Annotated in this window: 11 protein-coding genes, 3 pseudogenes and 1 riboswitch; of the genes and pseudogenes, 3 read left to right on the forward strand and 11 right to left on the reverse strand. The window is 70.5% G+C overall.

Annotated features, from left to right (window positions below):
* The 3 genes and pseudogenes from ABD297_RS23075 to ABD297_RS23080 all read right to left on the reverse strand — a co-directional run.
* Positions 1 to 740 (reverse strand): annotated as a pseudogene (locus ABD297_RS23075) (hypothetical protein); the annotation flags it as partial.
* Positions 686 to 1,129, reverse strand: coding sequence for an oxamate carbamoyltransferase subunit AllH family protein (locus ABD297_RS23780; protein WP_425581212.1), 444 nt, complete (start codon positions 1,127 to 1,129; stop codon positions 686 to 688). The gene ABD297_RS23780 and the pseudogene ABD297_RS23075, both read right to left, overlap by 55 nt.
* Positions 1,068 to 1,649, reverse strand: a complete 582-nt coding sequence (locus ABD297_RS23080) for a hypothetical protein (protein WP_344257488.1) — start codon at positions 1,647 to 1,649, stop codon at positions 1,068 to 1,070. Before ABD297_RS23080 ends, ABD297_RS23780 begins: the two co-directional genes overlap by 62 nt.
* A gap of 123 nt (positions 1,650 to 1,772) precedes the next feature.
* Here ABD297_RS23080 and ABD297_RS23085 point away from each other — a divergent pair, with 123 nt between their 5' ends.
* A complete protein-coding gene (locus ABD297_RS23085) occupies positions 1,773 to 2,738 on the forward strand; it encodes a carbamate kinase (RefSeq protein WP_344257489.1) in 966 nt (321 codons plus the stop codon).
* A 5-nt stretch (positions 2,739 to 2,743) separates the two neighbouring features.
* Here ABD297_RS23085 and ABD297_RS23090 read toward each other — a convergent pair whose 3' ends face one another.
* From ABD297_RS23090 to thiE, 8 genes are all read right to left on the reverse strand, one after another.
* The gene (locus tag ABD297_RS23090; protein WP_344257490.1) at positions 2,744 to 3,457 is read right to left on the reverse strand and encodes a GntR family transcriptional regulator; all 714 of its coding nucleotides are present in this window, start codon (positions 3,455 to 3,457) and stop codon (positions 2,744 to 2,746) included.
* Between the two features lie 373 nt (positions 3,458 to 3,830).
* Positions 3,831 to 5,588, reverse strand: a complete 1,758-nt coding sequence (gene thiC, locus ABD297_RS23095; protein ID WP_344257492.1) for a phosphomethylpyrimidine synthase ThiC — start codon at positions 5,586 to 5,588, stop codon at positions 3,831 to 3,833.
* A gap of 59 nt (positions 5,589 to 5,647) precedes the next feature.
* Positions 5,648 to 6,550 carry a bifunctional hydroxymethylpyrimidine kinase/phosphomethylpyrimidine kinase gene (gene thiD, locus ABD297_RS23100; RefSeq protein WP_344257493.1) on the reverse strand — a complete coding sequence of 301 codons (903 nt, stop codon included), beginning with the start codon at positions 6,548 to 6,550 and terminating at the stop codon, positions 5,648 to 5,650.
* Positions 6,547 to 7,299, reverse strand: a complete 753-nt coding sequence (locus ABD297_RS23105; RefSeq protein ID WP_344257494.1) for a thiamine phosphate synthase — start codon at positions 7,297 to 7,299, stop codon at positions 6,547 to 6,549. The genes thiD and ABD297_RS23105 overlap by 4 nt, the downstream gene beginning before the upstream one ends.
* Entirely contained in the window at positions 7,296 to 8,102 is an 807-nt protein-coding gene (locus tag ABD297_RS23110; RefSeq protein WP_425581213.1) for a thiazole synthase, read from the reverse strand. Before ABD297_RS23110 ends, ABD297_RS23105 begins: the two co-directional genes overlap by 4 nt.
* A gap of 1 nt (position 8,103) precedes the next feature.
* On the reverse strand, positions 8,104 to 8,304 hold the full coding sequence (thiS, locus tag ABD297_RS23115) for a sulfur carrier protein ThiS (RefSeq protein WP_344257495.1): 201 nt from the start codon (positions 8,302 to 8,304) through the stop codon (positions 8,104 to 8,106).
* Positions 8,301 to 9,473, reverse strand: coding sequence for a glycine oxidase ThiO (gene thiO / locus ABD297_RS23120; RefSeq protein ID WP_344257496.1), 1,173 nt, complete (start codon positions 9,471 to 9,473; stop codon positions 8,301 to 8,303). The genes thiS and thiO overlap by 4 nt, the downstream gene beginning before the upstream one ends.
* Positions 9,470 to 10,219, reverse strand: a complete 750-nt coding sequence (gene thiE / locus ABD297_RS23125; protein ID WP_344257497.1) for a thiamine phosphate synthase — start codon at positions 10,217 to 10,219, stop codon at positions 9,470 to 9,472. Before thiE ends, thiO begins: the two co-directional genes overlap by 4 nt.
* Positions 10,215 to 10,326: riboswitch (TPP riboswitch) on the reverse strand. Its footprint overlaps the gene before it by 5 nt.
* A 349-nt stretch (positions 10,327 to 10,675) precedes the next feature.
* On the opposite strand from thiE, the pseudogene ABD297_RS23130 reads away from it, so the two are divergent.
* Together ABD297_RS23130 and ABD297_RS23135 are read left to right on the forward strand one after the other, a co-directional pair.
* Positions 10,676 to 11,563: pseudogene (locus ABD297_RS23130) on the forward strand (phage minor capsid protein); the annotation flags it as partial.
* Positions 11,564 to 11,587: 24 nt separating this feature from the next.
* Positions 11,588 to 12,044: pseudogene (locus tag ABD297_RS23135) on the forward strand (DDE-type integrase/transposase/recombinase); the annotation flags it as partial.
* Positions 12,045 to 12,336 lie beyond the last annotated feature (292 nt).

The following is a 12,336-nucleotide window of genomic DNA, read 5'->3' on the forward strand; positions in this document are numbered from 1 at the left end:
CACGCCGCAGATCGACGGCCATCCTGATCGCTCGCTCCCGAAGCTCCTCCGGGTACTTCCTCGGTGCTGCCATGACTCTCATCCTTCCGTGGAATGAGAGCCTCCATCAGACCCGGAACGGGACAGACCTCCTGCGACCCGGTTCCGGATGCCGCCACGATGCCGATGGACCCGCGACGGACGGCGTTGGCGAAGCAGAGCGCCGTGCCGTTGATGATGGCCGTGCCGCAGTCGGGCCCCATCATGAGCAGGCCCTTCTCGTGGGCCAGGGCCTTGAGGGCGATCTCGTCGCCGACACTGACGTGGTCGCTGAAGAGCATGACGTGCATGTCGCTCTCGAGGGCCTTGCGTGCCTCGCGGGCGGCATAGGTGCCGTTCACCGCGATGACCGCCAGGTTCGCCTTCGGGTCGGCCTCGACCGCCGCGATGGTCCGGTGGACGATGGCCGCCCCGGGCCCGGTCTGCGCTTTGCGGACGAGGAGCGCCTCGATCGCGGTCATCGTCTCGTCGACATCGACGCTCTCGCCGGTCACGGCCACGATCATGAGGTCGCCGGTCGAGGCGTCGCGCAGCTCGGGCGTGAGTAGGTCGAGGTTCTCCAGGACGCCCTTGTTCATCGGGGTCGCCATGGCGACGAAGGCCTGGTCCACCCCCTCGATCCCGTTCGCCTTCGTCGAGATCGACATCAGCGACACGGAGTCGAGGTAGGTGTTCTTCTTGATCGCTGCGGTGACAGGCACGCGGATCCTCTCAGTTGTAGCTCCAGTTGGATTCCTGCCAGGACACCGGACGCGATGTCGCTGCCTGAGGTGTGGCCGATGGCGATGACGTGCGCGGCTCGCTTGCGCAGGAGCAGCGGCCCGAAGTCATCGAACGAGACGAGGGTGTGGACGAGGTCGAGCAGCCGCTGGCGACCTCTCCCGTCCAGGGCGGCCCACAGGGTGGCCCGGCTGAGGTCTGTGGTGCGGTCCCCGTGCCGGCCCAGGGCGTGCCGGAGCGCGGGCAGAACCGTCGTGGCCAGGCTTCCGGGGCGGGAGGCGACCAGGGCCATCCCGGTCAGGACGTCGTCACCGGCTGGGGTGAGTCCGGGGCCGAGACCCAGCAGGGGGGGCGGCTGCGCTCTCGACATCCTCGCCGCGTCCGGCCAGCTCGCCGGTCATGATGCCTGCCAGCCCGGTCCGGACCCGCTCGGCGACGGCGGCGGCGAAGGGGTCAGGTGCCGGACCAGGCACGGCGCCCCCGGCCACTCCCAAGTCACGGATCGCAGCGGCGAGCTCGTCTGCGCGGGCGGTGAGCTCAGCCCGATCGGCTGTCACGGGTGCTGGTACGGCGTGCCACAGGCGCGCGCCCGCGAGCGTGATCCGCGCCCCGCCGGGCAGGACGATGGCGTCGCTGTCGACGTCCGCGACGGCGCCGGTCGGGACCTCCCAGCCAGTCCAGTCGTCAACGTCGGCGCGCAGCGACCACGGCGCATCGTCGGCATCGCGTCCGCACAGAGAGAGCAGTTGGCCGGCCGGCGTCCCCAGGGCGATGACGCGGCGGAAGACGGAGTGGACCCGAGCCCGACCCATGGCGTCGGCGAGCACGCCGGACACGGCCGCGTCGACGGACAGCGCTCGCGTCGACGGACGCGCCATCGCTGTGACCATCGGCCCTCCTGGGCGGTATCCGCACTGTCGACTCGCTGAGGGCGGGCCGCACAACGAAACGCATGGTATACCATTTTGAGGACTTGTGGCGAGGATGTCACGACTGGACTGAGGAGAACGACCATGCGAGTTGTCGTCGGGAACGCCCTTGCCCGACGCGGAGAGCCCATGACCGCCGACCGGCTCCGTGCCAACGTGCGCTCGACGTGCCAGGCGCTGGCCGAGCTCGCCCGGGAGCACGAGCTCGTCATCACCCACGGCAACGGGCCGCAGGTCGGGCTGCTCGCCCTGCAGAACCTCGCCTACCAGGATGTCGCGGCCTACCCGCTCGACATCCTCGGCGCCGAGACCCAGGGCATGATCGGCTACGTCGTGCAGCAGGAGCTCTCCAACGCCCTCCAGGGGACGCGCGAGGTCGCCGCCATCGTCACCACGACCGTCGTCGACGAGAACGACCCCGCCTTCGAGCGGCCGACCAAGCTCATCGGCCCGCAGTACTCCGCCCAAGATGCGGCGGAGGCTGCCGCCGAGTACCGCTGGACCATCGCACGTGACGGCCACGCCTTCCGTCGCGTGGTGCCCTCGCCGAACCCGCTGCGGATCCTGCAGGCACCGCTCGTGGGCGAGCTGCCCTCAGCCGGTCACCTCGTGGTCTGTGTCGGAGGCGGCGGGGTGCCGGTCAAGACCGACGCCGATGGCCGCCGGCAGACGGGCATGCAGGCCGTCGTGGACAAGGACCTCGCCAGCGCGGCCCTGGCCGCCGAGCTCAAAGCTGACACCCTGATCATGCTGACCGACGGCGACTACGTCTGCGAGAACTGGGGCACGCCGGAGCAGCGCGACATCCTCACCGCCTCCGCGGACGCGATCTCGGAGCTGGCGTTCGCCGAGGGCTCCATGCAGCCCAAGGTCGACGCTGCCATCCGCGTCGCTCGCGCGGGGGGGCAGGGCACTGATCGGGCCGCTCGACCGCCTCGACGACCTGCTCGACCGCACGATCGGCACGGAGATCCGCCCCGTGGTCGACGGTGGCATCGTCGTCGCCTGACTCAGGACGGGCCCGGGCGCACCGCAGCCGGGGCCTGCTGAGGACCTCATCGGGCCACGGAAGCCTGCAGGGCTGGGTCGTCGTCGCGCCAAGTGGGGTCATCCAGGTATCGGATGTTGCCCATGTGGGCGAGGATCAGCGTGCTGACCCGTCCGACGTCACGCACCGCGATGGCGTCGTAGAGCGCCTCGTGCTCAGCCACCACTTGGTCCATGTCCTCGTGCTGGACGAGCAGCCAGCGAATGCGGCTGCGCAGCATGGCGTCGAGTTCGAGCAGCAGCTCGTTGCCGGCGAGGGTCGTGACCACCTCGTGGAAATCCGCAGCGGCGCGGCGGGCTCGCTGGCTGTCGCCCGCCCGTGCCGCGGCATGCTCGACCTCCAGGGCGTCCTTGAGCCGATGCAGCCCTTCGCGAGAATGCCGGTTGGCTGCCAATCGGAACGTCAGGACCTCCAACGCGGACCGCACCTCGTTGAGGTCGGCGACATCCGCTGGGGTGAACTCGCGCACCGTGGCCCAGCTGCGCGGCCGCGGGGTCACGAGGCCCTCCGCGATGAGGGTCTTCAGGGCCTCGCGCACTGGCACGCGGCTCGTTCCGAGCTCGGTCGCAAGATCACGCTCGATGAGCCGGCTCCCCGGGGGGCGGGCGCCGTCCAGAATCTGGTCCCGGATTCGACGGGTCGCCCGCACGAACTCCGACTCGGGCTCGTCCGGCTCCGCCGGTCTTGACTGGATGTGATTCGCCTTGGCCACGTCGTCCATTGTTCCACTTCACGCTCGCCTGCTCGGTATACCAAAGTGCCGACCATTGAGGAGAGGAGCTGAACGGCGCGTCGAAGGTCCGCCGTCGCCCGCGGACGGTGAACTGGCGGCTCCAAGAGCGGAGCGGGGGATCGAGTTCGCCGACGCGGCAGTCCACTTCGGGCCTGGTTTGGGCGGTCCCTCTGGTGCGAAACTGTTCGGCGATCACCTCGTTCCGTGGCTCGATGGGGCATCGGTCTTCGAGGCCATGGGCGCGACCGTCCTGACCAGGACCCTCGGCGAAAGGCACCCGCTGTCCGGCAGACTCCTCCTCACACGCAACGGCACCCAGCGGGAATGCCGGTCGGAGGCCGGCGCGCCCTCCCGCCGTCGATCAGCTTCCGTTGACGTACACCGAAGAGCCGAGCTCCACGAACTGTCGGCTCTTCTCCGCCATGCCCTGGCGGGATGCGTCGTCGGCCGTGAGACCGCGCTCGGCGGCATACCTGCGGACGTCCTGGCTGATCCGCATGGAGCAGAACTTGGGTCCACACATGGAGCAGAAGTGCGCTGTCTTCGCGGGCGCTGCTGGGAGCGTCTCGTCGTGGAAGGCGCGCGCGGTTTCCGGGTCCAGCGAGAGGTTGAACTGGTCCTCCCAGCGGAACTCGAAGCGGGCCTTCGAGAGCTCGTCGTCCCAGTCGCGGGCGTAGGGGTGCCGCTTCGCGATGTCGGCGGAGTGGGCGGCGAGCTTGTAGGTGATGACGCCGGTCTTGACGTCGTCGCGGTTCGGCAGTCCGAGGTGCTCCTTGGGGGTGACGTAGCAGAGCATGGCCGTTCCGTGCCATGCGATGTGGCTGGCCCCGATGGCGGAGGTGATGTGGTCGTAGCCGGGGGCGATGTCGGTTGCGAGCGGGCCGAGCGTGTAGAACGGCGCGCCATGGCACCATTCCTGCTGGAGGTCGATGTTCTCCTTGACGAGGTCGAGCGGAACGTGACCGGGCCCCTCGACCATGACCTGGACATCGAAGTCCCAGGCGCGGGACGTCAGTTCCGCCAGGGTGCGCAGCTCGGACAGCTGGGCCTCGTCGTTGGCGTCCGCCGTGCATCCCGGGCGCAACCCGTCGCCGAGGCTGAAGGCGACGTCGTATCGGGCGAAGATCTCGCACAGCTCGTCGAAGTGGGTGTAGAGGAAGTTCTCCTCGTGGTGGGCCAGGCACCACCCCGCCATGATCGAGCCACCGCGGCTGACGATCCCCGTGATCCGCTCCGCTGTCAGGGGCACGTAGCGCAGCAGCACCCCAGCATGGATCGTCATGTAGTCCACGCCCTGCTCGCACTGCTCGATCACGGTGTCGCGGAAGACTTCCCACGTCAGGCGGGACGCCTCGCCGTCGACCTTCTCGAGCGCCTGGTAGATGGGGACGGTCCCGATCGGGACGGGGGAGTTGCGCACGATCCACTCGCGGGTGGTGTGGATGTCGTCGCCGGTCGACAGGTCCATCACCGTGTCAGCGCCCCACCGGGTCGCCCACGTCAGCTTCTCGACCTCCTGGGCGATCGAGCTCGTCACCGCGGAGTTGCCGATGTTGGCGTTGACCTTCACCAGGAAGGCGCGGCCAATGATCATGGGCTCGCTCTCCGGGTGGTTGATGTTGGCCGGGATGATCGCCCGGCCTGCGGCAACCTCGGAGCGCACGAGCTCGACGTCGCACCGCTCGCGCGTCGCCACGAACTCCATCTCGGGAGTCACCTGTCCCGCCCGGGCATAGGCCATCTGCGTGACCCTGCGGCCCTCCTGGCCGCGCAGGGGCGCACGTCGTTCCCCTCGCCACTCTCGGGATGCGGCTCCTCGACGCTCCGCGGACCGGCCGTCGTCAGCGAGTCGCCGCTGCCGTCCCTCGTAGGTTTCTACGTCACCTCGCGCGGCGATCCATGGGGCGCGGAGGGGGGGCAGGCCCACCTCGGGGTCGCTTCCGGGTCCTGAGGTGTCGTAGAGCAGGAACGGCTCATTGGGCCGGGTCCCGGTCGCGGTCGTGGAGTCGGACAGCGTGACTGCGGTGAAGGGCACTGGTATGCCGTGGGATTCGCTTGCGACGTGCACCTTGCGTCGGGCGCTGGTGGCCGGCTCTTTCGTCTGGGCGTTGTGGGTCATGCGTGCTCTCCTCGTGACTCGGTGGGGGGCTGGGTGGATGGCTGGGTCTGGGTCGGGGGCTAGGTGGGTTGCTGAGTGCGGGTGTTCCTGGGATGCAGGTCGGGCTCATCGCGCTCGCACCGGCCACGCGGGCCGAGATGGCTGACGGGTCCGCGTCCGCGGCCGAGTTGCCAGGAGGCCGACCTCTGAAGGGACTGTCGGACGAAGGAGCGCGCGGCCTGCACGGCAGCGTCCAGAGGCCGGCCGGTGGCGAGCGAGCCGGCGATCGCCGAGGCGAAGGTGCAACCGGTGCCGTGGTCGTTACTCGTGTCGATCTCGTGGCCGGCGAGGACGCGTACGCCTCGAGCGGTGGCCACCACGTCGGTGCGTTGGACGTGGTTCGAACCTCCATGGCTGCCTGGTGACCGGGCGAAGGCACCTCCCGTCACGACGACGGCGGTGCAGCCGAGCTCGAGCAGGGCTCGAGCCTGTGCGCTCTGCTCCTCGAGGCTGGCGGGCGGGTGGCAGCCGAGCAGGACCGCGGCCTCGTTGGTGTTGGGTGTGATCACGTCAGCGTGTGGCAGCAGGTGCTCGCGCAGGGACGCGACGACGCCCCGGCCCGCCAGGCGGTGGCCGGAGGTCGACACGAGCACCGGGTCGACGACGAGCTGGGGGAGGAGACCATCGGCCGCCAGCGCACCCAGGGATCGCACGATGCCGCTCTCGCCGAGCATCCCGGTCTTGACCGCGGTCGGCCTCAGGTCGGTCAGCACAGCGTGCACCTGGGCGAGCACGACCTCGACGGGTACGTGGTGCACCTGGTGCACACCGGTCGTGTCCTGCACCGTGACGGCCGTGATGGCGGTGGCACCGTGGACGCCGAGGGCGGCGAAGGTGGCGAGGTCGGCCTGGATTCCCGCACCACCTCCGCTGTCCGAGCCGGCAATCGTCAACGCGACGGGCGGTGTCCCGGACCTGGTCATCGGTCCAAGCCCTTGAGCGCAGCGATGGGAGCAGCCATGTCGAGGGCCCGAACCACCCGGCGTACGGTCTCCGCTGGATCGGAGGACCGCATCACGGCTCCCATGACAGCCACGCCGTCGGCGCCCGCCTCGACCCACCGTCCGGCGTTCGTGGGATCCACGCCACCAAGAGCGAGCACTCTCGGCACGGGAAGGTCCTGCCCGTCGTGCAAGGCGGTGAGCAGCTCACGCAGACCCTCGGGGCGCAGGGCCGGACCGTAGCCCGGCTTGGAGGCGGTCGCTGCGACGGGTGAGAGCGTCACGTGGTCCAACCGTTCGCGGCCGGCGCGAAGGAGCTCCGGGAGGTCGTGGCAGGAGCGGCCCACCAAGGGGCCCGCGTGGAGGCGGCCCTGGCCGGTGCGGGGAACTGGTTCGTCTCGTGCGAGGTGGATGCCGGAGACCGGGACACCCGCGGGAACCGGCCCGGAGACGAGGAGGGCGGCGCCGGCACTCGTGCAGAGGGCGGAGAGGGCGGCGACCAGGGTCCTCCTCTGTTCGCCGGGCAGGTCTCGCTCCCGGGCCAGCACGGCGTGGGTACCTCCCTCGAGGGCGGCCGCGACAACGTCGACCAGGTCGCGACCGGGTGGCACCTGCGAGCGGTCCGTCACCACCATGACGACCCGGCCGGCCTGCGGCCAGCGCCAGTCCAGTACTGCGCCTGCGCCGTCGGGGCGGGTGGTGGTCCCGGGTCGCCGCAGGTCGGCGGTCACGAGCCCACCAGGCCGGTGGTCGGTGAAGAGGCCATCGCCAGGCGTCGCAGGGGTATCCGGCCCGCCCGGTGGGCGAGCCGTCCGGCGACGACGGCGTGACGCATCGCCGATGCCATGAGGGCGGGGTCCTCGGCGCGGGTGACGGCGGAGGCGAGCAGCACGGCGTCGCAACCGAGTTCCATGGCCAACGCGGCGTCGGAGGCGGTGCCGATGCCGGCGTCGAGCACGACGGGCACGTCGACGGCATCTCGGACGAGCTCGATGGCGTGCGGGTTGCGGATGCCCAGACCCGTGCCGATGGGGGATCCCAGCGGCATGACGGCGACGCAGCCGACGTCCACGAGCCGGCGTGCCACGACGGGGTCGTCGGTCGTGTAGGGCAGCACCACGAACCCGTCGCGCACGAGCTGCTCCGCCGCGTCGACCAGCTCCACGACGTCGGGAAGCAGGGTGCGGTCGTCGGCGACGACTTCGAGCTTGACCCAGGCGGTGCCCAGGGCCTCCCGGGCGAGCCGAGCCGTGAGCAACGCCTCTCGTGCCGTGTGGCACCCGGCGGTGTTCGGCAGCAGGTCGACGTCGCACGCGCCCAGGACATCGAGCAGACCCCCGGTCCCCTCACGAGGCACGCGTCGCATTGCGACGGTGACGAGTTCCGTGCCGGAGGCTCGGACCGCCGCCTCGAGCGCCGTGTGGCTGGTGGCTCCCCCTGTTCCCAGGACGAGTCGCGAGGTGAGCGTGCGGTCGCCGATGACGAGCGGATCGGGGACGGTCGCCTGGGTGTCGGTCCCGGTCTTCTGTGGCACGTCAGCCTCCCTGCATCGCGGTGACGACGTCCACACGTGCACCGCTGACCAGGACCGTGTGCGGCCAGGCGGATCGTGGCACGACGGCCTGGTCCAGGGCGACGGCGATCCCGCGAGAGGGCATCCCCATCGCCTCGACGAGGTCCGTGATGGTGGCATCGGGCGGGACGGCCTGCTCGTGGCCGTTGACGGTGATGTTCACGTCAGCTCCTTCGGTGTGCAGAGGCGTTGTGCGGCAAGGGTTTCGGCGCCCGAGGGTGGGGGTCGCCCGTCGATGTGGGCCGAGACGAGCTCCGCGGTGAGCGGGGCGAGCAGGATCCCGTCCCGGCCGTGCCCGGACGCGAGGACGAGCCCGTCGACGCACGTCGGTCCCACGACGGGGAGGTTGTCCGAGGTGGCCGGACGCAGCCGAGCGGTGCTCTCCACCAGGGTCGCCTCAGCCAGCTCGGGCAGGAGTTCGATGGCGTCGTGCAGCAGGTCGTGCACCGCTCCGGCGGTGACGCGCAGGTCTTCTCCGACGTCCTCGCTCGTGGCTCCGACGACGACCTCACCGTCGGGCCGCGGCACGACGTAGACCTCTCGCCCCCGCACCGTGCCGCGCACGGTGTGCCCGAGCGCGCCGGGCGACGACCTGAGCCGGAGGATCTGTCCCTTGAGGGGCCTGATGGGCACTGCGTGGTCGAGGGCGCTCAGCATCTGTGGTGACCTCCAACCCGCCGCCACCACGACGACATCCGCGTCGATGACCCCGCTGGTGGTTGCCCACCGCTCGCCGAGCGACCTGACTCCCGTCGCCGTGCCTTCGTGCACCACCGGCTCCCCCGACACGGCGAGCACGGTGCCTCCGTGCTCTACGAGCGCCACCTCCAGCGCCGACGCCACCTTGCGGGCGTCGACAGCTGTCTCGTGCAGGAGCACGGCACCGGCCAGGCGCGGTGTGAGGCCGGCCTCCAGCCGGCGTGCGGCGCGTGACGTCAGCCTCTCCGCGGTGCAACCACGGCGGTGGAGGTGTCGGACGTGCCTCGTCAGAGCGTTGTCGTCGTCCGCGTCGAGCGCCACCAGCATTGTCGCGCAGGGCGTGAGCTCGATGGGCCGGCCGGTGTCGTGCGTGAGGTCGGCGGCGAAGGTCGGCCAGAGGCGCGCCGACGCCAGCCCCGCGGCGAGGAGCGCGTCCTGCCCGAAGGCGGCTTCGCTGGCCGGTGCGATCATCCCGGCGGCAGCGTAGGTGGCCCCGGTGCGGGCGGACGGGTCGAGGACGGTGACGCGATGGCCGGCGCGCGCGAGTCGCCAGGCGCATGCGAGACCGATGATGCCGGCCCCGAGGACGGCGACCCGCTGTGGGCCCTTCGCGCCCACGGTCAGGGCGGTCACGACTGTGCGGTGGTCGTCCCGGAGTGAAGTCTCGGCGCCGACGGCGCCGAGAGCGTGGTCGGCGGGTGGGCGGCCAACGCGGCGGCGAGGACGGCCGCGGCACGAGCAGGGTCCGCGGCCTCGCTAAGCGCAGCGACGACTGCGACTCCGTGAGCGCCGGCCTCGCGCAGCGGCGCCACGCGGTCAGCCGTCACACCTCCGACGGCGATGACGGGCAGCGCCGTGGCGGAGACGACCGCGGCCACGCCGTCCGGCCCGAGCGGCTCCGGCAGCCCCTCCTTGGTGGTCGTGGTGTAGGCGGGCCCGACCCCCAGGTAGGTCGCCCCGCACTCCTCGGCAGAACGTGCCTGCTGCGCCGAGCGGACCGTGGCCCCGACGACGAAGCCGGGAGGCACGACAGCTCGCACCCGGGCGACCGGCAGGTCGTCGGTCCCCAGGTGCACGCCGTCCGCGCCGGCCGTGAGCGCGACGTCGAGCCGGTCGTTCAGCAGGACGACCGCTCCGACCGGGCGCGCCAGCGCGAGAATCCGAAGGGTCAGGTCGAGCGCGGAACGGTCAGACAGCTCCTTCGCCCGCACCTGGATGGCGCACCGCCCTGTCGAGAGGGCGGCACGCACGTCGGCGAGCGGGTCGCGGCGGCCGCGCGTGTCGGTCAGTACGTGCAGCTCGGGGACGAACTGTGACGACGCGCGCCCACGCTCGGTGGGGTACTCGAGGCGGCGGGCGGATGCAGGTCGGGGTGTCAATGCGGCTCCTTGGTCCCTGCGCCGGCATGATCCGGATCAGGTGGGGACGGTCGGGGCTGCGTCAGCCCCCTCTCAGCCCGGTGCGCCGGACTCCCGTGAAGGACAAGCACGATGATACAACCGGCTCACCTGAACCTGCGGAATGGGTCCCCTGATCGTGCACCACCGGGTTCGCGAGGGCAGTACACGCCGTCGGGGCACAGGCAGCACTGCGCCGCTGACGACGCCGTTGCCACTCGTGAGCCTTCCTCGAATACCGCCGTGCCCCGCTCATACGCCACGTGATCGCCAGCCCGGACCGGAGTCGCCTTGGGTGTTGCGCCCACATAAGCTCCCGCCAACGCGGACCTGCCCGGCATCAACCCACCTCGCTGATGTGCGCCGTCGTCACGGCAGAGCCGCTGTCAGGTTCCACTAGTCAGCTTGGTGAGGTCGCCTCAGGCGTAGCGTAAGAGCATGTTTGTCTCCCCGGACGACGGGGCGAGATTGGCTCCCCGGGTCCTGGTCGTGATAGATGACGCCGAAGCGGCCGTTCTGCGACTGCTGGCGACGCGCCCGCAAGACGGCCGCGGACAACCTCACTGGGCGCCGACGAAGCTCGCAGAGCTACCGGTGTTCAGGGTTCGCGTCGCGCGCTTGACCGCCGCCTTGGCCGGCGCCGTGGCAACTGAGGTCAACAGCATCGTCCTCGACGCCTACAACCGAGTGCAGGCCCTCGCTGTCGCCGACCTATCGTTGCCGCCGATACTCTCTGCCGAAGGCGTCCTCGATGGCGCCGCGGTCATAGCGGAGTCCACGGCCGACACGATCGTCGCCGCCATGAAGCGCGTCCCCGACATGGTCACTGCCGCATACCGCGAGGCGGCCGCTGCCGGCGACGAGGACCTAGGTGAGGAAGTCGCGGGCGTGCAGACGGTACAGCGAATCCTCGAAAGCTTCGCATCTCGCGGTGTTGCCCGTCTCAGCGATGGCGCCGGTTGTGATTGGTCCCTTGAGGACTACGTCGAGATGGCTATCGGCCGGGGTGCGGGTCTCGCGGCGGTGCGGGGTTACACCGACGCGCGGGCCGCGTCCGGCATCGATCTGGTCATCGTGTCAGATTCGCCGCGTGCGTGTCCGCTGTGCAGGCCGTTCGGACGGCAGGTGCTGTCGATCTCGGGCCGGGTGGGCAAGGTCATCGAACCGAACAGTGACCGGCTCGGCCGAACGCTCACTGACGTGAAGGCGCCCCTGACGGGCGCGATCTCCAAGGGACTCTTCCACTTCGGCTGCCGCCACGAGCTCTCCGCCTACCTGCCCGGAGCCACCAGGCCTTACCACGCGGAGACCAAGCAAAGACTGTATGAGGCCTGGCAGAGGCAGCGTGAGGCCGAGCGCAAGATCCACCGGATCCTGCGACGCAGGGACCTGGCGAGGTCGCGCCCGCGGAGGCGTCGTCGGGACTCGTATGTTCGGTTCGAGCGGCCGGGGCCGATTGAGCTGTCGGGGATCGACATCGTCGGCGGGATCCGGCTGGTCGACGTGGCGACTGCGGTGGTTCGGGAGGCGACATCGTCACCGGGGTCGATGACCACTCGCGGTACTGCGTGATGGCGCAGGTGGTGGAGCGGGCCACCGGCCGGGCGGTGTGTCTGGCGTTCGCGCAGGCGCTGGCGGCGTTCGGGGTGCCCGAGGAGGTGATCACGGCAACGGCAAGCGGTTCACTGACCGGTTCGGCACCCACGGGCCACGTAGCGGGGAGGTGTTGTTCGATAAGATCTGTCGCCGCAACGGGATCCGGCACCGGCTGACGGCGCCGGCCTCGCCAAACCAGAACGGGAAAGTCTGTGAACATCAAGAGCGGCGCTGCACCGGCCCGGTCTGACCCCGGCCAAGGTATGACCGCGGTGTCCTGCGTTCGATTTGTCGGCCGGATCGGTGCAGCGTCATGGTGCGCGCCGGCCAGGCGGAACTGACCTGATAGGAGCTTGGACTAGAAGCCCCGTCACAGACCTGTCGCCCGCCCGGCCGGTTCGCTCCGCCGTCAGAACACCCCTAACGGAAGAGCGGAGTCCAGCATGACGATCCAGCCTGTTCCCACGCCAGCGGCCAGCGCCGACCTCGCTGTCATCGGCGGC

The organism is Terrabacter carboxydivorans, from assembly GCF_039532035.1.
Taxonomy (GTDB): Bacteria; Actinomycetota; Actinomycetes; order Actinomycetales; family Dermatophilaceae; genus Terrabacter; species Terrabacter carboxydivorans.

Coding starts and splice junctions, on each gene's coding strand:
- ABD297_RS23780 (WP_425581212.1), bottom strand. CDS start 1,129: ATGTCGAGAGCGCAGCCGCCCCCCCTGCTGGGTCTCGGCCCCGGACTC.
- ABD297_RS23080 (WP_344257488.1), bottom strand. CDS start 1,649: ATGGTCACAGCGATGGCGCGTCCGTCGACGCGAGCGCTGTCCGTCGAC.
- ABD297_RS23085 (WP_344257489.1), top strand. CDS start 1,773: ATGCGAGTTGTCGTCGGGAACGCCCTTGCCCGACGCGGAGAGCCCATG.
- ABD297_RS23090 (WP_344257490.1), bottom strand. CDS start 3,457: ATGGACGACGTGGCCAAGGCGAATCACATCCAGTCAAGACCGGCGGAG.
- thiC (WP_344257492.1), bottom strand. CDS start 5,588: ATGACCCACAACGCCCAGACGAAAGAGCCGGCCACCAGCGCCCGACGC.
- thiD (WP_344257493.1), bottom strand. CDS start 6,550: ATGACCAGGTCCGGGACACCGCCCGTCGCGTTGACGATTGCCGGCTCG.